The organism is Clavibacter sp. A6099, assembly GCF_021919125.1.
GTDB lineage: Bacteria > Actinomycetota > Actinomycetes > Actinomycetales > Microbacteriaceae > Clavibacter > Clavibacter seminis.
This window is the reverse complement of the sequence record NZ_CP083439.1, coordinates 2,473,334-2,496,600: the sequence shown is the minus strand read 5'-3', so window position 1 is coordinate 2,496,600 and position 23,267 is coordinate 2,473,334. Positions and strand designations below refer to the sequence as shown.

The 23,267-nt window shown below is 72.8% G+C and carries 20 protein-coding genes; 14 read left to right on the top strand and 6 right to left on the bottom strand.

What is annotated here, in order from left to right:
• Positions 1–129: 129 nt before the first annotated feature.
• From KYT88_RS11745 to KYT88_RS11720, 6 genes are all read left to right on the top strand, one after another.
• Positions 130–1,326 (top strand): PP2C family protein-serine/threonine phosphatase, encoded by a 1,197-nt coding sequence (locus tag KYT88_RS11745; RefSeq protein WP_051629446.1) that lies wholly within the window; start codon positions 130–132, stop codon positions 1,324–1,326.
• Entirely contained in the window at positions 1,323–3,314 is a 1,992-nt protein-coding gene (locus KYT88_RS11740) for a glycosyltransferase family 2 protein (RefSeq protein WP_043588650.1), read from the top strand. The genes KYT88_RS11745 and KYT88_RS11740 overlap by 4 nt, the downstream gene beginning before the upstream one ends.
• Entirely contained in the window at positions 3,311–3,649 is a 339-nt protein-coding gene (locus KYT88_RS11735; protein ID WP_043588647.1) for an STAS domain-containing protein, read from the top strand. Before KYT88_RS11740 ends, KYT88_RS11735 begins: the two co-directional genes overlap by 4 nt.
• Entirely contained in the window at positions 3,639–4,088 is a 450-nt protein-coding gene (locus tag KYT88_RS11730; protein WP_237583660.1) for an ATP-binding protein, read from the top strand. Before KYT88_RS11735 ends, KYT88_RS11730 begins: the two co-directional genes overlap by 11 nt.
• Before the next feature lie 71 nt (positions 4,089–4,159).
• Positions 4,160–6,730 carry an OpgC domain-containing protein gene (opgC, locus tag KYT88_RS11725; RefSeq protein WP_043588723.1) on the top strand — a complete coding sequence of 857 codons (2,571 nt, stop codon included), beginning with the start codon at positions 4,160–4,162 and terminating at the stop codon, positions 6,728–6,730.
• A gap of 185 nt (positions 6,731–6,915) precedes the next feature.
• Positions 6,916–7,857, top strand: coding sequence for a ferritin-like domain-containing protein (locus tag KYT88_RS11720; RefSeq protein WP_043588643.1), 942 nt, complete (start codon positions 6,916–6,918; stop codon positions 7,855–7,857).
• A gap of 95 nt (positions 7,858–7,952) precedes the next feature.
• Here KYT88_RS11720 and KYT88_RS11715 read toward each other — a convergent pair whose 3' ends face one another.
• Both KYT88_RS11715 and KYT88_RS11710 read right to left on the bottom strand, forming a co-directional pair.
• Positions 7,953–9,395 carry an amino acid permease gene (locus KYT88_RS11715; protein ID WP_043588641.1) on the bottom strand — a complete coding sequence of 481 codons (1,443 nt, stop codon included), beginning with the start codon at positions 9,393–9,395 and terminating at the stop codon, positions 7,953–7,955.
• A gap of 132 nt (positions 9,396–9,527) precedes the next feature.
• Entirely contained in the window at positions 9,528–11,741 is a 2,214-nt protein-coding gene (locus tag KYT88_RS11710) for a hypothetical protein (protein WP_237583659.1), read from the bottom strand.
• A 236-nt stretch (positions 11,742–11,977) separates the two neighbouring features.
• On the opposite strand from KYT88_RS11710, the gene KYT88_RS11705 reads away from it, so the two are divergent.
• Together KYT88_RS11705 and KYT88_RS11700 are read left to right on the top strand one after the other, a co-directional pair.
• Positions 11,978–13,396 carry a glycoside hydrolase family 1 protein gene (locus KYT88_RS11705; RefSeq protein WP_043588638.1) on the top strand — a complete coding sequence of 473 codons (1,419 nt, stop codon included), beginning with the start codon at positions 11,978–11,980 and terminating at the stop codon, positions 13,394–13,396.
• A gap of 99 nt (positions 13,397–13,495) precedes the next feature.
• Positions 13,496–14,062: a LemA family protein gene (locus KYT88_RS11700; protein ID WP_043588635.1), complete on the top strand. Its 567-nt coding sequence runs from the start codon at positions 13,496–13,498 to the stop codon at positions 14,060–14,062.
• A 23-nt stretch (positions 14,063–14,085) separates the two neighbouring features.
• Here KYT88_RS11700 and KYT88_RS11695 read toward each other — a convergent pair whose 3' ends face one another.
• Both KYT88_RS11695 and KYT88_RS11690 read right to left on the bottom strand, forming a co-directional pair.
• On the bottom strand, positions 14,086–14,541 hold the full coding sequence (locus KYT88_RS11695; protein WP_043588633.1) for a hypothetical protein: 456 nt from the start codon (positions 14,539–14,541) through the stop codon (positions 14,086–14,088).
• A complete protein-coding gene (locus KYT88_RS11690; RefSeq protein WP_043588631.1) occupies positions 14,538–15,773 on the bottom strand; it encodes a winged helix-turn-helix domain-containing protein in 1,236 nt (411 codons plus the stop codon). Before KYT88_RS11690 ends, KYT88_RS11695 begins: the two co-directional genes overlap by 4 nt.
• 100 nt (positions 15,774–15,873) lie before the next feature.
• On the opposite strand from KYT88_RS11690, the gene KYT88_RS11685 reads away from it, so the two are divergent.
• Positions 15,874–17,109, top strand: coding sequence for an AI-2E family transporter (locus KYT88_RS11685; RefSeq protein ID WP_043588628.1), 1,236 nt, complete (start codon positions 15,874–15,876; stop codon positions 17,107–17,109).
• Entirely contained in the window at positions 17,106–18,482 is a 1,377-nt protein-coding gene (ilvA, locus tag KYT88_RS11680) for a threonine ammonia-lyase (protein ID WP_081841013.1), read from the top strand. The genes KYT88_RS11685 and ilvA overlap by 4 nt, the downstream gene beginning before the upstream one ends.
• Before the next feature lie 66 nt (positions 18,483–18,548).
• On the opposite strand, the gene greA is transcribed toward ilvA, so the two are convergent.
• Positions 18,549–19,037 carry a transcription elongation factor GreA gene (gene greA / locus KYT88_RS11675; RefSeq protein ID WP_012299701.1) on the bottom strand — a complete coding sequence of 163 codons (489 nt, stop codon included), beginning with the start codon at positions 19,035–19,037 and terminating at the stop codon, positions 18,549–18,551.
• A 60-nt stretch (positions 19,038–19,097) separates the two neighbouring features.
• Positions 19,098–19,580 carry a DUF4307 domain-containing protein gene (locus KYT88_RS11670; RefSeq protein WP_043588625.1) on the bottom strand — a complete coding sequence of 161 codons (483 nt, stop codon included), beginning with the start codon at positions 19,578–19,580 and terminating at the stop codon, positions 19,098–19,100.
• A 66-nt stretch (positions 19,581–19,646) separates the two neighbouring features.
• Between KYT88_RS11670 and mca the strand changes: the two genes are divergently transcribed.
• From mca to KYT88_RS11650, 4 genes are all read left to right on the top strand, one after another.
• Positions 19,647–20,528 carry a mycothiol conjugate amidase Mca gene (gene mca / locus KYT88_RS11665; protein ID WP_237583658.1) on the top strand — a complete coding sequence of 294 codons (882 nt, stop codon included), beginning with the start codon at positions 19,647–19,649 and terminating at the stop codon, positions 20,526–20,528.
• A complete protein-coding gene (locus KYT88_RS11660; RefSeq protein ID WP_043588623.1) occupies positions 20,528–20,881 on the top strand; it encodes a hypothetical protein in 354 nt (117 codons plus the stop codon). The genes mca and KYT88_RS11660 overlap by 1 nt, the downstream gene beginning before the upstream one ends.
• Before the next feature lie 456 nt (positions 20,882–21,337).
• Positions 21,338–22,327 (top strand): carbohydrate ABC transporter permease, encoded by a 990-nt coding sequence (locus KYT88_RS11655; protein WP_043588621.1) that lies wholly within the window; start codon positions 21,338–21,340, stop codon positions 22,325–22,327.
• Positions 22,324–23,238: a carbohydrate ABC transporter permease gene (locus KYT88_RS11650; protein WP_043588618.1), complete on the top strand. Its 915-nt coding sequence runs from the start codon at positions 22,324–22,326 to the stop codon at positions 23,236–23,238. The genes KYT88_RS11655 and KYT88_RS11650 overlap by 4 nt, the downstream gene beginning before the upstream one ends.
• Positions 23,239–23,267 lie beyond the last annotated feature (29 nt).

The window sequence follows — 23,267 nt, the reverse complement described above, 5'->3', positions numbered from 1 at the left end:
GGGACGACCACTCATGTCATCCGCGTAGCGCTACTTAGTACGTCCCCTATGGATCCGGGCACGTAAGCTGAGCGCGCCCGTGGAATCGGGTCGTGGATGGGGGTCCACGTCGGCGAGGTGGGGGCGGGGATGAGTCTGATCGAGGACGCACGGTCGAGCGCGTCGCAGCGTGCCGTGGAGGCCCTGGGACTGCTCGACGGACCTCCCGAGGAGCGCTTCGACCGGGTCACGCGCCTGGCTCGCACGGCGTTCGGCGTGCCGCTCTCGACCATCGGCCTCGCGGACCACGACCGCATGTGGTTCGCGTCGTGCGCCGGCGCCGAGCTCTCGGAGACGCCGATCAGCACCGTCTTCTGCGACACCACGGTGCGCGAGGAGCGGATCCTCGTCGTCGAGGACGCGCGGGACCACCCCGTCTTCCGGCACCTGCCCACCGTCGCGGGCGAGCCCCACATCCGCTTCTACGCCGGTCATCCGCTGCGGGACCCCGAGGGCCTCGTCGTCGGCACCTTCTGCCTGTACGACGTCGAGCCGCGCGGTCTCGACGCCGGCCAGCTCGCGCTCTTCGCCGAGCTCGCCGAGTGGGCGCAGCGCGAGCTCATCGCGAACGCGGAGATGGAGCGCGCCCAGGCGGTCCAGATGGCGCTGCTGCCGGCCGCCGAGGTCGAGATCCCCGGCTACGACATCGCCGCCGTGTGCGTGCCCGCGCAGGTCGTGGGCGGCGACTTCTACGACTACGAGCGCACCGCATCCGGCATCCGCTTCTCGATCGCCGACGTGATGGGCAAGGGCACGGGCGCGGCGATCCTCACGGCCACCGTCCGCGCCGTCCTCCGCGGCATCGCGAGCACCGCCGACCGCTACGGCGCGGGCGTCCTCGAGGACACGGGCCTCATGGTCACCGACGCGGCGCGCTCGCTCGACGCCGACCTCGACCGCACGGGATCCTTCGTCACGCTGCAGCACGGCCACCTCGACCAGGCGTCCGGCCTCCTCCGCTACGCCGACGCGGGACACGGGCTGACCATCGTCGTCCACCCGGACGGCCGCGTCACCCACCTGGACACGAGCGACCTGCCGGTCGGCATCGACGTCGACCACCGCTGGGAGGAGCGCCACGTCGTGCTCGGGCGCGGCGACACCTTCGTCACCTTCAGCGACGGCCTCTTCGACATGTTCGGCGGCAGCGCGCCCGCGTTCGCGTCGATCGGCCGCCTGGTCACCGAGGCAGGCGGCGTGCACGCGCTCGTCGAGCGCGTCCGCATCCTCGCCTCAGCCGGCACGCCGCTCGACGACGTGACCGTCCTCGCCGTGAGCCGCGCGTGAGCCGCTCGACGCACCGCGCACCGACCACGGGGAGGTCGCCGCTGCGGTTCGCGTTCATCCGCCTGCTGGCCGTGGTGACGGCGATCCTCGGCCTGAACTACATCATCTGGCGGCTGCTGTTCTCGGTGAACACCGAGGCGCTCTGGATCGCGATCCCGCTCGTGCTCGCGGAGACGTACAGCCTCATCGACTCGCTGCTGTTCGGGCTCACGATGTGGCGCGCCCGCGACCGGCCCAAGCCGCCCGCGCCGCAGCCGGGCCTCACGGTCGACGTGTTCATCGCGACGTACAACGAGCCGCTCGACCTCGTGATGGAGACGGCGCGCGCCGCCCAGCGCATCACCTACCCGCACAAGACGTGGGTGCTCGACGACGGCAACCGCACCGAGCTCCGCGACCTCGCGGAGGCGGAGGGCATCGGCTGGATCACCCGCTCGGCCGACTGGTCGGGTCGCGCCCGCCACGCCAAGGCCGGCAACCTCAACAACGCGCTGCTCACGACCGAGGGCGAGTTCATGCTCATCCTCGACGCCGACCAGGTGCCCACACCCGAGATCCTCGACAAGACGCTCGGCTACTTCGACGACCGGCGCATGGCGCTCGTGCAGACGCCGCAGGTGTTCGTGAACGTGCCGGACGCGGATCCGCTCGGCAGCCAGGCGCCGCTGTTCTACGGCCCCATCCAGCAGGGCAAGGACGGCTGGAACGCGGCGTTCTTCTGCGGCTCCAACGCGATCCTCCGCCGCGAGGCCCTCATGCTCCTCGGCGTCTCGCGCTACGTGACGGACATCGAGATCACCGTGTTCCGCGCGCTCCGGACGGCGGGCGACGTGATCGACAAGGCCCGCGAGGAGCTCGAGCCCGACCAGCAGGAGCTGCGCAAGGCGCTCGACGACGTCGCCTACGACGTGCGCCGCGCCCGCGCCGAGCTCCGCCGCGGCCAGGCGCTGGCGGACGTGACCTACCGCTTCCAGAAGCGCGTCGACTCCATCGCCGCCCGCATGGTGCAGGACGACATGGCCGCGTTGAACGCGGACCTCGCCGAGATCGCCGCGCTGGCCGGACGGCACTCCGCCGAGCGCGACGCGGTCTCGCTCGTCGACGAGAGCGCCATGACGCGCCTCGCGCAGCGCGACTGGTCGCCGCTCGGGGCGCTCGACGCCGTGCGCGCGATCGTCCGCGACATCGACGTGCACCGCGACGACGACGCGCAGTCGATCATGCCGCTGGCCACCATCTCCGTCACCGAGGACATGGCAACCTGCATGCGCCTGCACGGGCTCGGCTGGAAGTCGGCGTACCACGACGAGGTCCTCGCGTACGGGCTGGCGCCGGAGGACCTGCCGACCATGCTCACGCAGCGGCTCCGCTGGGCGCAGGGCACGATCCAGGTGTTCTTCCGCGAGAACCCGCTGCTGCAGAAGGCGCTCTCCATCCCGCAGCGCCTCATGTACTTCGCGACGATGTGGAGCTACTTCTCCGGCTTCACGGCGATCGTCTACGTGGCCGCGCCGATCATCTACCTCGTCTTCGGCGTGCTGCCGGTGCAGGCGATCTCGACGGACTTCTTCATCCGGCTGATCCCGTTCCTGCTCGTAAACCAGCTCCTGTTCGCGGTGGTCGGCCGCGGCAAGCGCACCTGGCGGGGCCAGCAGTACTCGCTCGCGCTGTTCCCGGTGTGGATCTCCTCGGTCACCACGGCCGTGGCCAACGTGTTCTTCCGCAAGCCCCTCGACTTCGCGGTCACCCCGAAGGTCCGCGCCGCGAGCGGGAAGCCGCGGTACGACCTCGTGAAGCCGCAGCTCTACGTGATCGGCGCGCTCATCGTCGCGTCGGCGATCGGACTGCTGCGCCTCGGGGTCGGGCAGGCGACGCCGCTCGGCACGTTCACCAACCTCGCCTGGGTCGTATTCGACCTGGCGATCTTCAGCATCATCATCCGTGCGGCCCGCTACCGGGGCTTCACGCCGGCCAAGGAGGACGCATGATCGACATCGCAGTCAACGAGCAGGGCACGCACGTGAGCGTCGTCACGCCGACCGGTCGCCTCAACATGGTCTCCGCGCGCCAGCTCACCGCCATCGTCACCGAGGTCATCGACGGCGGACGGCCATTCGTCGTCGTCGACCTCGGCAGCACCGACTTCATGGACTCCTCCGGCCTCGGCGCCCTCGTGTCCGGCCTCAAGCGCGCTCGTCAGGCAGGAGGTGACCTCCGGCTCGCGCGCCCCAACGCGCAGGTGAAGGCGGTCCTGGAGCTCACGAACCTCAACCGCGTGCTGACGGTGCACGAGTCGCCCGAGGGAGTGTTCCGTGACCGATGAGGGCATGACGCACCACGCGCCGCCGGTGCGCGCCAACGTCACGCTGCCCGCGGTGGACGAGAGCCTCGCGGCGGTGCACGCCGTGATCGCCGCGGTCTGGGACCAGGCGTCCGACGTGAGCGACGAGGAGCGGATGCTGTTCGAGACGGCCGTGGTGGAGATCGCGGGCAACGTGGTCGAGCACGGCGTCTCGGTGGGGGAGCGCGCGGGATACCCCGTGACGTTCACCATGACCGTGATCTGCCAGCACGACCGCATCGTGGCGCTGTTCGAGGACGACGGGAAGCCCGCCGTCGTCGACCTGACGCGCGTCTCCATGCCCGACGACCTCAGCGAGAGCGGCCGCGGGCTGGCGCTCGCCCAGGCGGTCCTCGACGACCTCACCTACGAGCGCACCGACGGCAGCAACCGCTGGCGGCTGGTCAGGCTGCGCGGCTGATGCGCGACGGGGGGATGCGTGCACGCGGGGGCGGGCGCACGCGGGGACGGTTCGGCGGCTGGGTCGCGGCCATGGTGGCGCTCGCCATCGCGGTCGTCCCGGCGACGGCGGCGCTCGCCGTGCCTGCGGCGCCTGCCGAGCCGCGGGCTGCATCGCCCCGGGCGGCCGCGCCCGCGGCACCCGCGGACGAGGTCGACCTCACCCGCGCGCCCGCCGCGCCGTGGTTCGGCGGCATCATCGACTGGACCGCCGACGATGCGCAGAGCTACGCCGACCGCCTCGGCGCGACCCCGGCGGTGCTCGGCCAGTCGGTGCGCTACCCGCTCGGATCCGACGACGTCACCTACCTCGACCAGTTCGCGCAGCAGGCCGCGCAGCAGGGATCGCTCCTCTTCCTCACGCTCGAGCCGACGAAGCCGCTCGCCGACCTGACCGCGGCGGACGCGACCGCGCTCATGGGCCGGCTCGAGGCGCTGCGCGAGCGCTACGACTCCCGCGCGCTCGTGCGGTTCGCCCCCGAGATGAACGGCTCGTGGACCCCGTGGGGCCAGCAGCCCACCGCGTACGTCACCGCGTTCCGCCAGGTGGCCGACGCCGTGCACGCATCCGACGCGGGCGCCGTCACCGTGTGGTCGCCCGCGTACGCGGCCGGCTACCCGTTCGGATCCGCCGACGGGCTCACGGACGCGTCCGGCACCCGGTCCATCGCGGAGCTCGACACCGACGGCAACGGCCGCGTCGACGTGGACGACGACGCCTACCGGCCCTACTACCCGGGCGACGAGGCCGTCGACTGGGTCGGGCTGTCCGCGTCGCACTTCGGCGCGGAGCAGGACTTCACGATCGGGCAGCCCACGCGGGACTACCTGGGCAGCGAGGTGATCCCGCAGCAGGAGTTCGGCAAGAACGTGGTGCCCGAGGACGGCAAGTTCGCCCGCGAGCTCGCCGGCCAGTACGGGTACGCCGACCAGGGCGGCGCCGGGCGCGACTTCGCGGCCGAGTGGATCGAGGGCACCGGCAAGCCCGCCGTCATCGAGACGGGCGCCCTCTACGACCCGGCCCGCACCGACGGCGCGAGCGAGATCGACATCAAGAGCGCGTGGTGGGACCAGGTGCTCTCCGCCGACATCCGGGCCGCCCACCCCGGCATCGGCATGGTGGTGTGGCGCGAGGTCCAGCGCACGGAGGCGGAGGCCGACGGCGCGGTCATCGACTGGCGGGCCACGGGGGCTCCTGCCATCGCGTCCGCCCTGCTCGCGCACCTGGATCCGGCGACCGCCACCCTCGGCGCCGTCACGCAGGTCTTCGACCAGGAGCGCGCCAACGTCGCGACCGCGCAGTACCGCGACCCGGGATCGCCGGAGGACGAGCAGATGGGCTGGATCGTGCTCTGCGCGGTCGTGCTCCTGCTGCTGTTCGCGATCTCCGGCCCCATCGGGCGGCTCAAGCCCGGCTGGCGCTACCCCGACGAGAACTCGCCTCGCGACCGCCGCCTGGACCTCTTCCGCGGCTGGATCATCGTCGTCGTGGTCGTCACGCACATCGAGGTGGCGAGCCCGTACTCCTTCGTCAGCATCAACGCGATCGGCGCCATCACGGGCGCCGAGATGTTCGTGCTGCTCTCCGGCCTGGTGCTCGGCATGGTCTACCCGATGGCGGTGAAGAAGTTCGGCGAGGCGAAGGCGCTCGTCTCGATCCTCCGGCGAGCCTTCAAGCAGTACATCGTGGCGATCGCGGTGGTCGTCATCGTCTTCGCGCTCACGTTCGTGCCGTTCCTGAACACCGACGTCATCACCACGTTCACCGACCGCGGCACGGGCGCCGACGGCAAGGTCACGACGGGTCAGGTCTACGACCTCTACCCGAACGGCGCGCGCCTGCTCGACTACCCGCCGCCCTGGTACGCGATCCGCGACCTGCTGCTGATCCGCATGGGTCCGTGGGTGTTCAACATCATGGGCCTGTTCGTGGTGCTCACCCTGCTCGTCCCCGCGATCGTGTGGCTGCTCCGCCGCCGCATGTGGTGGGTCGTGCTCATCGTCAGCTGGGCCGCGTACGTGCTCAACGCGCAGTTCGACATCCGCGTGCTGCCGTCCATGTTCGAGGACGTGTTCCCGCTGCTCACCTGGCAGGTCGCGTTCCTCAACGGCATGGTGATCGGCTACTACCGCAGGCAGATCACGCGCGCCCTCACCGGCCGCGTCGGCCGCGTGCTCGTGACGATCCTGCTGGTCGCCTACACGGGCGGGCTCGCGGTCCTCTGGGCCGGGCACACGTTCGGCGTCGCGATCCCCGGCGTGCCCGACGGCCTCTACTCGTCGCTGTACGAGTCCATGTACCAGCGCACGTTCCTCCAGCCCGGCCGCCTCATCGACCTCGCGCTGATGCTCGTGGTCGCGTACACGTTCCTCACCCGAGTGTGGAAGCCCGTGGACCGCGCGTTCGGCTGGTTCTACACGCCGCTCGGATCCGCGAGCCTCTACGTGTTCATCGTCCACGTGTTCTTCGTGCTGCTGGTGGGCAGCCTGCCGTTCCTCGACAGGTCCAATTTCTGGCAGGGGACAGCTATCCACACCCTCGTGCTCGCGGTGATCTGGTTCATGGTCAAGCGCAAGTTCCTGTTCAAGGTCATCCCGACCTGATCCGGCTCCCCGAGATCCGCCGCCTCCCGGGCCAATCCGCGGAGAGCCGCGTTCCGAAGGGTTCGTGACATCCGGCGAAACAGTGCATCGCGCCCCTATCCGGATGCCAACCACCCGTTTAGCGTTCGAACCACCACGCGCTCGGTATCTGGGATACGGACGCGCCGATCAAGGGAGCTCAATCCATGTTCGACAAGAAGTTCATCACCCAGGCCATCGACCGGAGCGCGCAGTCGCCGCTGGACCGTCGTCGCTTCTTCAGCGCCGCGGGCGTCGCGGGACTCGGCGTCGGCGCCGCGGCCCTCATCCCCGCGACCGGAGCCCAGGCGGCCGACGCCCAGGCCGAGGCCGACTCCGGCCAGGCGACCGACCTCGCCGTCCTCAACTTCGCGCTGAACCTCGAGTACCTCGAGGCCGAGTTCTACCTGCGCGCCTCCACGGGTGCGGGCCTCGTCCCGAACGACATCTCCGGCGTCGGCACGGCCGGCGGCGTCACGGGCGGTCGCCAGGTGCAGTTCAAGGACCGCGCCATCCGCGAGTACGCCCGCGAGATCGCCCAGGACGAGAAGGCCCACGTCAAGTTCCTGCGCTCTGCGCTCGGCTCGGCGAAGGTCGCGCGTCCCGCGATCGACCTGGACGCGGCCTTCTCCGCCGCGGCCCAGGCTGCCGGCCTCATCAAGGCGGGCGAGAAGTTCGACGCGTTCGCGAGCGACGAGAACTTCCTGCTCGCGTCGTTCGTGTTCGAGGACGTCGGAGTCACCGCCTACAAGGGCGCGGCCCCGCTCATCACGAACAAGACCTACCTCGAGGCGGCCGCCGGCATCCTCGCGGTCGAGGCCTACCACGCGGGCATCATCCGCACGTCGCTGTTCGCGAAGGGCCTCGCGGCTCCCACGAACGCGATCTCGAACGCCCGCGACTCCCTCGACGGGTCCACGGACCTCGACCAGGGCATCACGATCTCGGGCGGCGCGAACCTCGTGCCGACCGACGCGAACGGCATCGCGTTCAGCCGCACCACGGGTCAGGTCCTCAACATCGTGTACCTGAACAACAAGGCCGTGACGAAGGGCGGGTTCTACCCCAACGGCGTCAACGGCGGCATCAACACCAGCGGCGCGAACTAGCCAGCAGGCGACATGCAGCAGGGGCGCCGCCCCCCTCGCGGGGGGGGCGGCGCCCCTGTCGCAAGTGCGGGGGACTCCGGTGGGGGAGCGACCGGTCAGCGCCGGTTGCGCGGGCTGTCCGGCGCGAGCACCGAGTTGCGGCGCGAGTAGGTGAGGTAGATCACGAGGCCGATGACGAGCCACACCGCGAACCGCACCCACGTCTCCCACGGCAGCGACGAGACGAGCCAGAGCGAGAAGCCGATGCCGATGATCGGCACCACGGGCATGAGCGGCAGCCGGAACGCCCGCGGGATCTCCGGGCGCTTGTAGCGCAGCACGATCACGGCCGCGCACACCACCACGAACGCCAGCAGGATCCCGATGTTCGTCAGCTCCGCCACCACGGTGATGGGCAGGAAGCCCGCGAACAGGGCGGAGCCGATGCCGATGATCCACGTCACGCGCGTCGGCACGTTGCGCTTCCGGTCGGTGACGGCGAACCACTTCGGCAGCAGGCCGTCGCGGCTCATCGAGAACCACACCCGGCTGGCGCCGAGCATGAACGTGAGCATCACGGTGACGACGCTGACGATCGCGCCGACCGCCACCACGTTCGCCACGGCGGGCAGGCCCACGGACTCGAACGCGGTCGCGAAGCCGCTCTCCGGGTTGATGTCGCTGTACTTCTGCATGCCCGTGAGCACGATGGTCGCGAGCACGTAGAGCACCATCGCGATCGCGAGCGACAGCAGGATCGCCTTCGGCATGTGCTTGGTCGCGTCCTTCGACTCCTCGGCCGCGGTGCTCATCGCGTCGTAGCCGAACACCGCGAAGAAGACGGTGGCGGCGCCCGTGAAGACGCCGGCCGCGCCGAACGGGAAGTACGGCTGGTAGTTGGCGCCGGTGATCTGCGTGAAGCCGATGACGACGATCACGAGCACGAGCGTCACCTTGAGGCCCACGAGGTAGAGCTCGAAGCGGCCGACGCTCTTCATGCCGCGGGTGAGGACGAAGGCGGTGCCGAGGCAGAGGATCACGGCGAAGAGGTCGACCACGTGGCCGTCGCCCGTGCCGGCGGCGCCGAGCATCCACGCGGGCAGGTCGACGCCGAACTGGTCGAGGAGGAAGCCGGCGTACCCGGAGACGCCGATGGCGACCACGCCGACGATGGCGGTGTACTCCAGCAGCAGGTCCCAGCCGATGAACCAGCCGACGATCTCGCCGAGCGCCGCGTAGCCGTAGGTGTAGGCGGATCCGGCCTTCGGGATCATGCCCGCGAACTCCGCGTACGAGAGGGCGGCCGCCGCGCTCGCGATGCCGGCGATGAGGAACGAGATGAGGACCGCGGGACCGGCGGTCTGGTTGGCGACCGTGCCCGCGAGCGTGAAGATGCCGGTGCCGATGATGCCGCCCACGCCGATCGCCGTGAGCTGCCAGAGGCCGAGCGAGCGGGTGAGGCCGCCCTCCTCGATCGCCGCGCCGGGTTCCGCCTCGATCGTCTCCACGGGCTTCCGCCGCGTGAGCGCCGCCCAGAGGGATGTGCTCGATGTGCTCATGCAGGACTCCTGCCGTCGGGGCCGCGCGGGCCGGGTCGAGGCCGCCGGAGCCGGCGACGGACCCAGTGTGGCCCCGGCCGTCGATCCGCACCAGACGCGGCGCGGGAGCCGGACAGCGGCGGGGGACGGGTGCTACGGGCGCTGGAGCGAGGGCTCGACCACGCGGATCCAGAGCCACACGGCGACGCTCACCGCGGCGAACGCGCCGGCGACGACGAGGGCGGTGATCCAGACCTCGGCTGGCACGCCGCTCGCGGTCGTGGCGACCGCCGCGAACGCGAGCGTGAGCACGGCGACGCTGACGACGGCCCAGAGCGGCAGGGAGCGCAGCAGCAGCGAGCGGCCGAGCACGAGGGAGACGGGCGCGAGCGCGAGTGCTGCGGAGCTGAGGGAGGCGAGCGTGACCACGCTGAGCAGCTCGTTCGCCAGCTGCGGCCACATGGCGCCGTCGGCGGGGACGAAGCCGTAGAGGATCCAGGCCACGAGGCCCAGCGTCGCGAGCGACCCCGACTGCACCAGCGCGAGGCGAGCGCGCGACCGGTCGTCGCGGTCGTCGGCGACGAGGCCGAGGACCTGGCCGATGACGACGGGCGGGGCCAGCCCGAACGCCCGAGACGCGAGCACGGCCGTCGCCGACAGGACGAGCAGGGCGGGCACGGCGCGCACGCGGGCGGGGCCGGCGCCGACGCGTCCGGCCACCGCGGCGATGGCGACCACGCCGACGCCGTTGACGACGGCGAGGCCCACGAGGGCGGCGAGGAAGAGGCGGACGGCGTTGGGGTCGGATCCCACGGGCAGCGAGAGCGCGGCCAGCGCGGCGGCGAGGGCGAGGGCCGCCGCGGCGGCGCTCCAGCGGCCGGCGCGGCCGGGCTCGCGGACGGGTCGCGCTCCGAGGAGCGTCGGCGCTGGCTCGCGACGGGCGGGCACGGGGATGGGGGCGGAGTCGAGCCGGCCCGGCACGATGCGCAGCTGGCCGGTCGTCGCGGTCGAGTCGGTGAAGGCGGCGGCCGCGGCCCGGGTCGTGAGGGCGCCGGCGTCGCCGCGCACGATGATCCGCAGCGGAGTCACGTCCTCCGCCGCGCGGTGGCGGCCGCCGAAGCGCGCGATGAGCGCCCCACGGAGGAGGAGGGCGGGGAGGGTCACGAGCAGCACGGCGCCGAGCGCGAGGAGGAGCGGGAGGAGGCCGCGGCCGTCGGTGAACGCCGCGGGCAGCGGCTGGAGCGATGTGCCGAAGCGCGTGGGCGCGTTCCAGGTGCCGGGCGCGGCGGCGGAGGGCGCGGATCCGGATCCGGGAGCGCCATCCGGTCCGGGCGCGGTCCCGGTCGCCCCGCCGCCGCCGCCGTCCTCGCCGCCGGGACCGGAGCCGGATCCGGGCGCGGGAGCCGCCTGCGTGCCCTCGGGCGAGCTGGTCGCCTCGGGAGTGGGGCTCGCGGGGGGCGTGGTCGCGCCCGGGGTGGGCGAGGAGGCGGGAGTCGCGACCGTGACGTCGACCTCTGGGGCCAGCGTGCTGATGTTGCCGAGCGGATCCGTGACCGTCGCCGTGATCCCGAGCGGCCCGGGCGGCAGCGTGCCGGTGGTGCACGACCAGCGACCGCCGGCGACCTGCGCCTGGCAGGCGGCGTCGCCGTAGCCCGACAGGTAGGCGCGCACCAGGGCGCCGTCCTCGTCGGAGGTGCCGGAGATCGTGATCCCCGTCGCCTCGACCGTCGCTCCCGCCGCAGGGGCCGTGATGACCGCGGCGCCGGGGGCCGTCGTGTCGAAGCTGCCCGTGCCGCGTCCGACGGCGGGCGTGCCCGAGCTCCACGGCGTGGTCTGCGTCGCGGTGACCGGGATGCCGGTGCCGGAGGGCGGCGGAGGGGAGAGGAGGCATGCCCACGTGCTCGAGGCGCCGACGGTGGCGCGGCAGGCGGCGGATCCCGAGCGCGCGTCGACGATGGCGCCCGGGTAGCCGGTGCCGCTGACGAGCCCGGTGGTCACGACCGAGAAGCTGTTGACGCCGGGGGCGCGCAGGACGGATGCCGTGGCGGCGGCCTCCTGCCCTCCCGCGCTGACGCGCACCTGGCTCTGCCCGTCCGGGACGCCGGTCGCGGTCGCGCGCCAGGTGGTGGACGAGGTGAGCGTGACGGCGGCGGGCACGCTCGCGATGGTGACCTGCACGTCGGCGCCCGCGGGCCGGGTGCCGGTGACCGCGATGGCGCCGTCGGTGGAGAAGGGCGGCGTCTCCACCGTCGGGGCGGGTGCCGGCGCGCCGGAGGGGATCGGGCTCGGCGTGGGGGTCGGGGTGTCGGTGGCGGCGGAGGCGGCGACCGCGCCGCCGGCGGTGAGCGCCGCGAGCAGCAGGAGCACCGAGGCCGTGCGGGCGAGCCGCTGCCGGGATCGACGGACGCCGCCCGCTCCACCCCCCGTGGACGGACGACCCTCGTTCCTCGCCAGTCGCTGCACCGTGCGTCCATTCAGGCGGGTGCATCCGGGCGTGTCAACCGCACGCACCGACCGTGACGGAAGTGGTACGGGAACCTGTGCGCCGCGTGCCCGGCGCCGGTGCGCGGGGTGTGCGTCGCCGGTGCCCGATACTGGCTCACGTGACCCCTCGCGACGCCGCCCCCGACCGCCCGACGCCGACCGAGCTGGCGGGTCTGCTCGCGGGCGGCCCGCGCATCGGGGTGAGCACGAGCGCGACCAAGGTCGAGGGCCGCGCGCACGAGGGCGGCCGCACCGAGTCCGTGTGGGACGCGTTCTCGCGGCTGCCCGGCGCGGTGGCCGACGGCAGCGACCCGGAGCGCGGGGCCCGGCACATGGAGAGGTACCGGGAGGACGTCCCGCTCGCGACCGAGCTCGGCGTCGACGTCCTCTCCTTCTCCCTCTCCTGGTCGAGGCTCCAACCCGAGGCGCGCGGGGGCCTCCGCCGCGAGGGCATCGCGTTCTACGACGAGCTGGTCGACGCCCTGCTGGCCGCGGGGATCCGTCCGCGCGCCGCACTGCACGACCACGACCTGCCCGTCGAGCTGCAGGATCGCGGCGGCTGGCTCCACCGCGACACCGCGCTCCGCTTCGGCGACCTCGCGTACCTCGCCGCGGAGGCGCTCGCCGACCGCGTGCCCGACTGGGTCACGCTCCGGACGCCCGGGCTCACGACGATGGCCGGCCACGTCACGGGCACGCACGCGCCCGGCTCCCGCCTCGGCCTCGACGCGCTCCCCACCGTGCACCACCAGCTGCTCGCCCACGGGCTCGCCGTCGAGGCGATCCGCGGCTCGCGCTCCGCAGCCCGCGTCGGCATCGTGAACGCCCACCGCGTCGTCGAGGCCGCCTCCGCGGACGACGACGACCGCGCCGCCGCCGCCGTGGCGCGCGCCCTGCACCAGGACCTCTTCGCCGACGCCGTGCTCCTCGGCCGCTACCCGGACCTCGGCGGGCCGCACGCCGAGGCCTTCGAGCGGCTCGGGCGCGTGGACCCCGCCGACCTCCGCGTCATCGGCGAGCCGCTCGACCACTACGGCGTCGCGCTCGCCGACCCGATCCGCGTGGCCGCCGTGCCGCGACTCGTCACCGGATCCACCGCGATCCCGTTCGCCGAGCTGCCCTGGACCGACCACCCCGCCTCCCTCGACGGCCACCCCGTCGCCCCCGACCTCGTGCCCGCCGTCCTCGCCGACCTCCGCGCGCGCTACGGCGACGCCCTGCCGCCCGTCGTGCTCTCGGGCCTCGACGCCGCGCACCCCGAGCAGGTCGACGACCGCGACGGCTCCCGCCGGGATCCGCGCCGGGCCCACGCGATCTCCGACCACCTCGTGCAGGCGATCGCCGCCGTCGCGCCCGGGGGAGCGGCGGAGGGCGTGCGGCTCGAGGCCGTCATCGCGGGCAGCCTCCTCGACGGGTTCGAGTGGGAGGCGGGACGCGCCCATCCGCGCGGCCTCGTCCACGTGGATCCGCGCACCGGCGACCGCACGCCCCGCTCCTCGTACCGCTTCCTCCGCGACACCCTGCGCGAGCGCGGCTGACGCCGGGTCCGGGCGCGGGGCCCGGCGACGCCCCCAGAACGGGTGCGCGGGCCGCGGATCCCCCGGGTCCTCCCCAGGCCCGCGCGTAGGATCCTGAGCATGGAATTGTGGATCGCGCTCGGAGTCGTCGTGCTCCTGGCAGTTCTCGTCGGCATCTACCTCTGGGCCACGTACAACGCCCTCGTCACCCTCAACGTCCGCGTGGACGAGGCGTGGAGCGACATCACGGTGCAGCTGAAGAGGCGCGCGGACCTGCTGCCGACCATCATCGAGTCGGTCAAGGGCTACGCGAACCACGAGCAGAAGGTCTTCGAGAAGGTGGCCTCCGCGCGCACCGAGACGATCAGCGCCGCGAGCCCCGCGGAGGCGAGCACCGCCGAGGAGCACCTGCAGGGCGCGATGAAGTCCCTCTTCGCGGTCGCCGAGGCCTACCCGCAGCTGCAGACGAGCCAGACCTTCCTGCAGCTGCAGGGCGAGCTCGTGGACACCGAGGACCGGATCCAGGCGTCCCGCCGCTTCTACAACGGCGGCGTGCGCGAGCTCAACACGAAGATCACGCAGTTCCCGAACACGCTCTTCGTCCGTGGGCTCGGCTTCGGCGAGCGGGACTTCTACGAGGTCTCCAGCCTCGCGTCCATCGCCGAGCCGCCCCGCGTCCAGTTCTAGCGGCGCCGCCTCACGGCGCCGCCTCACACCGCCGGCTGGCTCGTGGAGCGGATCGGCACGAGGCAGTCGATCTCGCCCGCCCGGCGGTACCGCTCGATGTGGGGTCGATCCGGGTCGTGGTCCGCCAGGCCGAACAGCACGTCGAAGGCGGGGCCGATGTCCTCGTAGATCTCCGGGGCGCTCCCGCGCAGCCTCAGCCGGAGGTAGGAGCCGCCGGGGACGACCGTCTCGTCCAGGTCCGCGGGGGCCTCGCCGTCGCGCTCGAGCCGGACCGACGCCATGCGGTACACGTGGTCCGCGGCGAGCACGAGCCCCATCATCCGTCGTCCGCGCAGGGAGTCGAAGCCCGCCTCGAAGACCGGCCAGGCCGCCTGCACCGCCTCGATGTCGAGCGGCACGTCGCGGCTGAGTGCCGGAGCGTCCTCCAGGATGACGACGTCGATCCGGCCGAGCGCATGGGTCGTGGGCGAGTCGGTCACGGCGTCTCCTCCGAGGTGGCAGCTGCAGCGGGCAGGTGCGCCCGCAGCGAGGCGGCGAGCGTGCCGCGGTCGACGACACCGACGACGTCGAGCCCCTGCCACGCGGCGGCCCGCTCGAGCAGCGGCGCGATGCGCTCGGCGACCGTCGCGGGATCGTGCCGCCCCTCGATCCACGACGCCTGCACGCGCAGCACGCCCGCCTGCCGGTCGCTCTTGAGGTCCACCCGGGCGACGATCTCGTCGTCCACCAGCACCGGCAGCACGTAGTAGCCGTGCACGCGCTGCGCCGCCGGCGTGTAGATCTCGATCCGGTAGTGCAGGTCGAAGAGGCGGAGCGCCCGGTCGCGGAACCACACGACGGGGTCGAAGGGGGAGAGCAGGGCCTCGCCGCGGATCCGCCGGGGCAGTCGCGCATCCCGGTGCAGCCACACGGGCAGCGGCTTCCCGCGCACCTCCCAGCCGGGCACGGTGACGGGCAGGACCTCGTCCGCGTCGGCGAGGTCGCGGAGCGCGCGGTCGGTCGCGGCGCGGGACAGACGGTGGTAGTCGCCCAGGTCGGCGGCCGTGCCGATGCCGTGCGCGACGGCGGCGCGGCGCACGAGCTCGCGCACGGCGTCCTCCTCGGGCACCGCGCGCGCGAGGACGTCGGCGGGCAGCACGTCCTCCGCGAGCCCGTACACCCGCTCGAACCCGCGGCGTCCGGCGCTCGCGATCTCGCCCCACGCGAACATCGCCTCGAGCGCGCGCTTCACGTCCGACCAGCCCCACCACGGTCCCGTGCGGACGTTGGACTCGTGCTCGATCGCGCTCGCGGGCACCGGACCGGTGCGGGCGAGCTCGGCCCGGACCTCGGCGATCAGCGGCAGGTGCTCGGATGCCCACGAGCCGGGGCGCGTCCGCCTGGCCCGCTCCGCCTCCATCCGCCAGCGGTACAACGGCAGGTCGTCGACGGGCAGCACGGCCGCCTGGTGCGCCCAGTACTCGGTGTACGCGCCGCCGCCGCCGAACAGCATCCGGTCGAGCGCGGCCCGGTCGTAGGGCCCGACCCGGGCGAGCATCGGCAGGTGGTGGCTGCGCTCGAAGACGTTGACGGAGTCGATCTGCAGCAGCCCGAGACGCCGGATCTCCGCAGCGAGGCGCCGCGTGCCTGCGGCTCCCGGATGCGGCCGGCCGAGCCCCTGCGCCCCCAGGGCCACGCGGCGGGCGAGGGCGGGGGAGACGGTGTCGGCCATGGTGCGACGCTAGCGGCGACCCCCGACCGGGCGGCGGGGACCGGCCGGCACCGGCCCGGCGGGGAGCGGCCGCACGGGAGCCCCGTCCTAGACTCCCAGCATGATCTTCGGCCAGCGATCCCGTGCGCGCGCCGCGGCGGCCGCCCGCGCGGCCGAGCGGCCCGCCGAGCCCGACATCGACACCGTCCAGCCCGTCGCACGCACCGTCGCCGAGGCGGTGCCGCCCGGGATGGTCATCGCGGGCGCGTGGGCCTGGCGGCTGCTCCTCATCCTCGGCGTGCTCGGGGTCGTGGCGTGGCTCGTGATCCAGCTGGAGTACGTGGTCATCCCGCTGTTCCTCGCCATCGTGCTGGCTGCCCTGCTCGTCCCCATCTCGAACTGGATGCAGCGCCACCACGTGCCCAAGTGGCTGGCCGTCGCGATCTCCGAGATCGGCGTGATCGTCGCGGTGGCCGCCCTGGTCTACCTCGTGACGACGCAGATCATCGGCCAGTACGACTCCCTCCGCGCGCAGACCCTCACCCGCTACGCCGACCTCCGCGGCTTCCTCACCGACGGGCCGCTCCAGCTGTCCGAGCAGCAGCTCAACGACGCCTACGCGCAGGCGGTCGACGCCGTGCAGCGGGATGCGGGCGCGCTCCTCAGCGGCGCGCTGTCCGTCACCTCGTCGCTCGGCCACGTGCTCACGGGCGTGCTGCTGGTGCTCTTCTCGACCCTCTTCATCCTCATCGACGGCGCGGGCATGTGGCGCTGGGTCGTGCGCCTCTTCCCGCGGCTCGCGCGTCCCGCGGTCGACGGCGCGGGCAGGGCCGGCTGGAGCACGCTGCAGAACTTCGTGAAGGTGCAGGTGCTCGTCGCCCTCATCGACGCGGTCGGCATCGCCGGGGGCGCCGCGATCATCGGGGTGCCGCTCGCGATCCCCATCGGCGTGCTCGTGTTCCTCGGCTCCTTCATCCCGATCGTCGGCGCGGTCGTCACGGGGACGCTCGCCGTGTTCGTCGCCCTCGTCTACAACGGGCTGACGCAGGCGCTCATCATGGTCGGCATCGTGCTCCTCGTGCAGCAGGTGGAGGGCCACATCCTCCAGCCGCTCATCATGGGCTCGGTCGTCAAGGTGCACCCGCTCGCGGTCGTGCTCTCGGTGGCGGCCGGCGGCATGGTCGCCGGCATCGCGGGCACCTTCTTCGCCGTGCCGCTCGTCGCGACCCTCAACTCCATGGTCAAGCACGTCGCCAGCGGGGCGTGGCGGGGGCAGCCCGAACCGCCGCCTCCCGCGGTCCCCGCCGACGCCGCGCACGCCACCCGCCGCCCGAACCCGAGGAAGCCCACCCGATGACCGACGCCGCACCCGCCCGGACCCCCGCCGAAGAGGCTGCCGCCGCGCCGCACGCCGACCTGCCGCACCTGCGCGCCGTCGGCGACGAGCTCGACCCGTCGCAGCTGGGGGAGGAGGCCGCGGCGCTCGCCGGGGAGCTGCCCCGCGGATCCGCGCCCACGCTCGCGCGCATCGAGGCCGCCCGCGAGGTCGTCAGCCGCGTCGCCGAGGTGACGCCGATGGAGTCGTCGCGGTTCCTCGCGGAGATCCTCGGGAGCCCCGTGCACCTCAAGTGCGAGAACCTGCAGCGCACCGGCTCGTACAAGATCCGCGGCGCGTACAACCGCATCTCGCGCCTCACCGACGAGGAGAAGGCGCGCGGCGTCGTGGCCGCGTCGGCCGGCAACCACGCGCAGGGCGTGGCGTTCGCCGCTCGCGAGCTCGGGATCCGGGCCACGATCTTCATGCCGGTCGGCGTCGCGCTCCCCAAGCTCCAGGCCACCCGCCAGTACGGCGCCGAGGTCATCCTGCGCGGGCACACGGTCGCCGAGCCGCTGCTCGCGGCCGCCGAGTTCGCCGCGCAGACGGGAGCCGTGCTCATCCCGCCGTTCGACCACGAAGACGTCATCACGGGCCAGGCCACGCTCGGCCTCGAGATCCTCGACCAGACGCCCGACGTGGAGACGGTCGTCGTGCCGATCGGCGGGGGCGGGCTCATCTCCGGCGTCGCGACCGCGCTCAAGCTGCGCGCCGCCGAGGAGGGCCGCACGATCCGCGTCATCGGCGTCCAGGCGCGCAACGCCGCCGCCTACCCGCCGTCCCTCGCCGCCGGACGCGCGACCGAGATCGAGATCACGCCCACCATCGCCGACGGCATCGCGGTCGCGAAGCCGGGCCTGCTGAACTTCGACATCATCCGCGAGAGCGTCGACGAGGTCGTCACGGTCGAGGACGACGACACCGCGCGCGCCCTGCTGCTGCTCCTCGAGCGCGCGAAGCTCGTGGTCGAGCCCGCGGGTGCTGTGGGCGTCGCCGCGATCCTCGCGGGACTCGTGACGGACGCCGGCCGCACCGTCGTGATCCTCTCCGGCGGCAACATCGACCCGCTCATGATGGAGCGCGTCATCAGCCGCGGCCTCGCCGCGAGCGACCGGTACGTGAAGCTGCGGATCATGCTGCCCGACCGCCCGGGCCAGCTCGCGCGCACCTCGCAGATCATCTCCGAGGCGAACGCGAACGTCGTCGAGGTGCTGCACACGCGCCACGGCCGCGGCCTGCAGATCAGCGAGGTCGAGCTCGAGGTGAGCGTCGAGACGCGCGGACCCGAGCACACGGGCGAGGTCGTCCAGCGCCTGCGCGACGCGGGCTACGACCCGCGCCTCCAGCGCGACTGAGCGGCGCGCACGCGACGAGGGGCGCGGACCATGCGGTCCGCGCCCCTGGTCCTCGTGCCCCTCGCCCTAGGGCGTGTAGTTCTCCACGGCCTGGATCTCGACGGGGATCTCGCGGCCGTTCGGCGCGGTGTACGCGCCCTTCTGCCCGACCTCCCAGCCGATGATGGCGGCGCCGAGCGGCGACTGCTCGCTGTAGACGTCGAGGTCGCTGTCGCCCGCGATCTCGCGGTTGCCGAGCAGGAACTTCGTCTCGTCGCCGGCGATGAGCGCGGTGACGACCGTGCCGGGCTCCACGACGCCGTGGCTCTCGGGGGCGTCGCCGACCTCGGCCGTCCGCAGCAGCTGCGTGAGCTGGCGGATGCGGGCCTCGATCTTGCCCTGCTCCTCCTTGGCGGCGTGGTAGCCGCCGTTCTCCTTGAGGTCGCCCTCCTCGCGGGCGATCTCGATCTTCTTCGCGATCTCCTCGCGGCCCTGCACGCTGAGGGTGTCGAGCTCCCTGCTGAGGCGGTCGAACGCCTCCTGGGTCAGCCAGGTGACTGCCTGCTCCTGCGCCACGATGGACTCCTTGCACTCGCACGGACGCCCCGACGGAACCGTCGAGGCGAATCCCCCACTCTAGGCGGGCCAGCAGCTGTGGATCAACCCGGTCACCGCGGGACCGGTGGTGCGGAGGCGCACCGTCTCCATGCGCTCGAACCCGTCCTGGGCCGGCAGCTCGACGACCTTCCAGCCGACGATGGAGCGCTGCTCGTCCTGCGCCTGCACCGCGCAGAAGGCCCGGGTCCCGGCGGGCATGACGACGGAGAAGGTGACGTCGATGGTGCGGTCGTCGACGATGTCGAAGGCGCGGTCGGTGGCGTCGATGTTCCCCGACGCCTGGTCGAGCCCGGCCCACAGCACCCACGCGCCGAACACCAGGGCGACGAGGCCGCCGGCCGTGCCGTAGAGCCAGCGCTGGCGGATGCGCGCCGGTCGGGTGCGGCCGTACCGCTCGTCGAGCGCGGCGGTCGAGCGCGGGGCGGGGACGCGGTGCTCGACGGTCTCGTCGTCGTCCGCGTGCGGCGCCGCGGGGGCGGGGGAGCGGGACTCGGTCGTCACGGCGATCTCCTCACACGCACCTTGTACTCTGGGGATCCAGACTACCTTCCCCACCCTTGGAGCCCCGTGACCCTGCGCCTCATGGCCGTGCACGCCCACCCCGACGACGAGTCCAGCAAGGGCGCGGCGACGTACGCCCACTACACGCGCCAGGGCGCCGAGGTCATGGTCGTCAGCTGCACGGGCGGCGAGGCCGGCGACATCCTCAACGAGGGCCTCGCCGAGCGCGCGATGGCCGAGCGCGACCTGCCGGGACTCCGCCGCATCGAGATGGCGCGCGCGCAGGCCGTCATGGGCGTGCAGCACCGCTGGCTCGGCTACGTCGACTCGGGCATGGCCCGCGAGGACGGCTCGCTGCCGCCCGCGTCGTTCGCGAGCATCCCGGTAGAGGTCTCGGCTGAGCCGCTGGTCCGCCTGGTGCGCGAGTTCCGCCCGCACGTGCTCGTGGCGTACGACGAGAACGGCGGTTACCCGCACCCCGACCACATCCAGGCTCACGTGGTCGCGATGGAGGCGTGGCGCGAGTCCGGCGTCGCGGGCTCGTACCCCGACGCGGGCGAGCCGTGGGAGATCTCCAAGCTCTACTTCGACCGGATCTTCAACGGCGCCAAGCTCCGCGCCGTGCGCGAGCACCTGGTCGCCGGCGACGCCGCTCCGGAGATGCTCGAGGCCGTCGACGAGATGCTCGGCTGGATGGGCGACCGTCCCGACCTCGCGACCACGCACGTGCACGTCGCCGACCACTTCGAGGCCCGCGACCGCGCCCTGCTCTCGCACGCGAGCCAGGTGGCGCCCGACAGCTCGTTCTTCCGCTGGCCGCGCGACCTGCAGCAGCGGGCCTGGCCGTTCGAGGACTTCCAGCTCGTGGAGTCGCGCGTCGCCGCGCCCGACGAGGAGCACGACCTCTTCGCCGGCATCGTCGACGACGAGCAGGCGGCCGTCGCGTGATGGGCGCCGACATCGTCCTGCGCGTCGCCGCGGCGGTCACCACCCCGAGCCCCACGCCCTCCGCGGAGTTCGACCCGGACACCGTCTCGCCCGGCCCGGTCGGCTTCATCGCGATCTTCTTCGTGGCCGTCATGGTGCTGCTGCTCATGGTCGACATGACCCGACGGATCCGCCGCACCCGCTACCGCGAGGAGATCCGCGGCCGGCTGGAGGCGGAGAAGCTCGAGGCCGACCTCGCCCGCGACGCCGCGCCCGAGCGCGACCGTCGCATGACGGGCACCGCGGCCGCCGACGCCGACGGCACCGACGGCACCGTGGATCCCGACGACCCGGCGGTCCCGCCCCGCGCCTGAACGGGCGCCCCGCCCCGCGGCTGAAGGGCGCCCCCACCCGGGGGCGCGTCCGTCCGATCCCTGTGGAGCCGCGCGTCCCGCCGCTCCGTCCGCTCCTTAGTCTCGGGCTCCACCCGAGATCGGAGCTCCACCGCCGTGCCCTCCACCACGCCCTCGCCCAGCAGGCCGCATCGGTCCGGCGACCGCGTCCGCACCCTGACCCGAGGTGAGCGGCTCGTCGTCGTCCGCGCGGGCCGACGAGACCACCTCGGGCCGCGAGCGGTTGGTGCGCACGGGACCCATGCCGGACTCCACCGGCTGACCCGTCTCCGTCGCCCGTCCCCCATGAGGGGGACGCCGGCCGTCGCCCGTCCCCCGGCGCGTCACGAGCTGGTCGTCCGCGATTAACCATCCCTGCCTACGTTTGCCAGGCGCGGAGGGAACGTTCCCTCTCGTGAGCCGCATGAGGAGCCCGACATGACGCATGCCCCCGCGCCCGCCCGGGTCGCACCGCCGCCCGGAGCGGCATCGGCCCCGATCCCGCCGACGGTCGCACGCGCGTCCGCCGCGCCGCGCCCGCGCCGTCGTCGCCCGGGCCGGCTGCGCGACGGCCTGCTGTTCCTCGCCTTCGTCGGTCCGAACGTGCTGCTGCTCGCGGTCTTCACGTACAAGCCCCTGCTCGAGTCCTTCTACTACTCGACGCTGCAGTGGAACATCGGCTCCTCGGTGGCCCGCGAGATCGGCCTCGCCAACTACGTCGCCTGGTTCCAGGACCCGCAGACGCCCACGGTCATCCGGGTAACGCTGATCTTCACCGGCGTCACGGTGGTGGGCTCGATGGTGCTGGGGCTCGGCGTCGCTGTGCTGCTGAACAGGCGGATCCGGCTGCGCGGGCCCGTGCGCACGATCATCGTCGCGCCGTACGTGCTCTCCGGCGTGGCCGTCGGCTTCCTCTGGCTCTACGTCTTCGACCCGAACTTCGGTCTCATCTCTGCGGGCCTCCAGTTCATCGGGCTCCCGTCGCCCGACTGGTACAGCGACCCGGGCGCCGCCCTCGCCATGGTCACGACCGTGCAGGTCTGGCGCGATCTCGGCTACTGCGCCCTCATCTACCTCGCGGGGCTCCAGGCGGTGCCGAAGGACCTGCTCGACGCGGCCGCCCTCGACGGCGCCGGACGCGTGCGGACGTTCCTCCGCGTGGTGCTGCCGCTGCTGAGCCCGACCACGTTCTTCCTCAGCGTGACCACGCTGCTGAGCTCGCTGCAGACCTTCGACCTCATCAGCGCCATGACCAAGGGCGGGCCGCTGCAGGGGACCACCACGATGATGTACCAGATCTACCACGAGGGCTTCGTGGCCGGACGGGCCGGCTACTCGTCCGCCGTCGCCACGATCCTCTTCCTCGTGCTGCTCGTCGTCACGCTCGTCCAGCTCGTGATCGTCCAGCGGAAGGTGCACTACTCGTGACCACGACCCTCGCCCGTCCCGAGTCCGCGGGGGCGACCGCAGGGTCGCGCCGTCCGCGCTCCGGCCGCCGCCGCCCGGACGCGTCCGGCTCCTCCCGCCCGCCCCTCGCCGGCACCTACCTCGCGCTCGCCCTCGCGGTGGTCGTTATGCTCCTCCCGCTCGTCTGGATGGTGCTCACGAGCTTCAAGGACTTCGGCGAGATCTACTCGCTGCCGCTGAAGCTCCTGCCGTCGTCCTTCGCCCCGACGAACTACGCGACCGCGTCCGACACCGTCTCGTTCTCCACGCTCGCGACCAACAGCCTCATCAAGACGATCGCGGGCTCGGGCCTCAAGGTGCTGCTCGGCCTGATGACCGCCTACGCGCTGGTCTTCATCCGCGTGCCGTTCAAGAACGTGTGGTTCGGCGTCGTGATCCTCGCGCTCCTCGTGCCCCAGCAGATCGTGATGATCCCGAACTACCAGGTCATCGCGGGCCTCGGCTGGATCAACACCTACCCGGGCCTCATCCTCCCCGGCGTCGCGAGCGCGTACGGCACGTTCCTGTTCCGCCAGCACTTCCTCACGCTGCCGGGCTCCGTGCTCGAGGCCGCCTCCATGGACGGGGCCGGCCACCTCCGCCGTCTGTGGTCGTTCGTGATCCCCATGTCGGGCCCCACGATCGCCGCGGTCGCGCTGGTCTCCATCGTCGGCGAGTGGAACGACTACCTCTGGCCGCTCCTCGTCACCACCGACCCGCGCATGATGACGCTGCCCGTCGGCCTGACCCTGCTCCAGGACACCACGGGCATCACCAACTGGGGCGTGCTCATGGCGGGCACCGTCATCGTCACGATCCCGGTGCTCGCGGTCTTCCTCGTCTTCCAGCGGCGCATCGTCGGCGGCCTCACCGCCGGCGCCGTGACCGGCTGACGCCCCTCCCTCCCCGCCTCATCCCCTCC

Bases quoted from the DNA above. Each gene is read 5' to 3' on its own strand.
- KYT88_RS11745 (WP_051629446.1), top strand. From the start codon at position 130: ATGAGTCTGATCGAGGACGCACGGTCGAGCGCGTCGCAGCGTGCCGTG.
- KYT88_RS11735 (WP_043588647.1), top strand. From the start codon at position 3,311: ATGATCGACATCGCAGTCAACGAGCAGGGCACGCACGTGAGCGTCGTC.
- opgC (WP_043588723.1), top strand. From the start codon at position 4,160: ATGGTGGCGCTCGCCATCGCGGTCGTCCCGGCGACGGCGGCGCTCGCC.
- KYT88_RS11720 (WP_043588643.1), top strand. From the start codon at position 6,916: ATGTTCGACAAGAAGTTCATCACCCAGGCCATCGACCGGAGCGCGCAG.
- KYT88_RS11715 (WP_043588641.1), bottom strand. From the start codon at position 9,395: ATGAGCACATCGAGCACATCCCTCTGGGCGGCGCTCACGCGGCGGAAG.
- KYT88_RS11700 (WP_043588635.1), top strand. From the start codon at position 13,496: ATGGAATTGTGGATCGCGCTCGGAGTCGTCGTGCTCCTGGCAGTTCTC.
- KYT88_RS11690 (WP_043588631.1), bottom strand. From the start codon at position 15,773: ATGGCCGACACCGTCTCCCCCGCCCTCGCCCGCCGCGTGGCCCTGGGG.
- KYT88_RS11685 (WP_043588628.1), top strand. From the start codon at position 15,874: ATGATCTTCGGCCAGCGATCCCGTGCGCGCGCCGCGGCGGCCGCCCGC.
- ilvA (WP_081841013.1), top strand. From the start codon at position 17,106: ATGACCGACGCCGCACCCGCCCGGACCCCCGCCGAAGAGGCTGCCGCC.
- KYT88_RS11660 (WP_043588623.1), top strand. From the start codon at position 20,528: ATGGGCGCCGACATCGTCCTGCGCGTCGCCGCGGCGGTCACCACCCCG.
- KYT88_RS11655 (WP_043588621.1), top strand. From the start codon at position 21,338: ATGACGCATGCCCCCGCGCCCGCCCGGGTCGCACCGCCGCCCGGAGCG.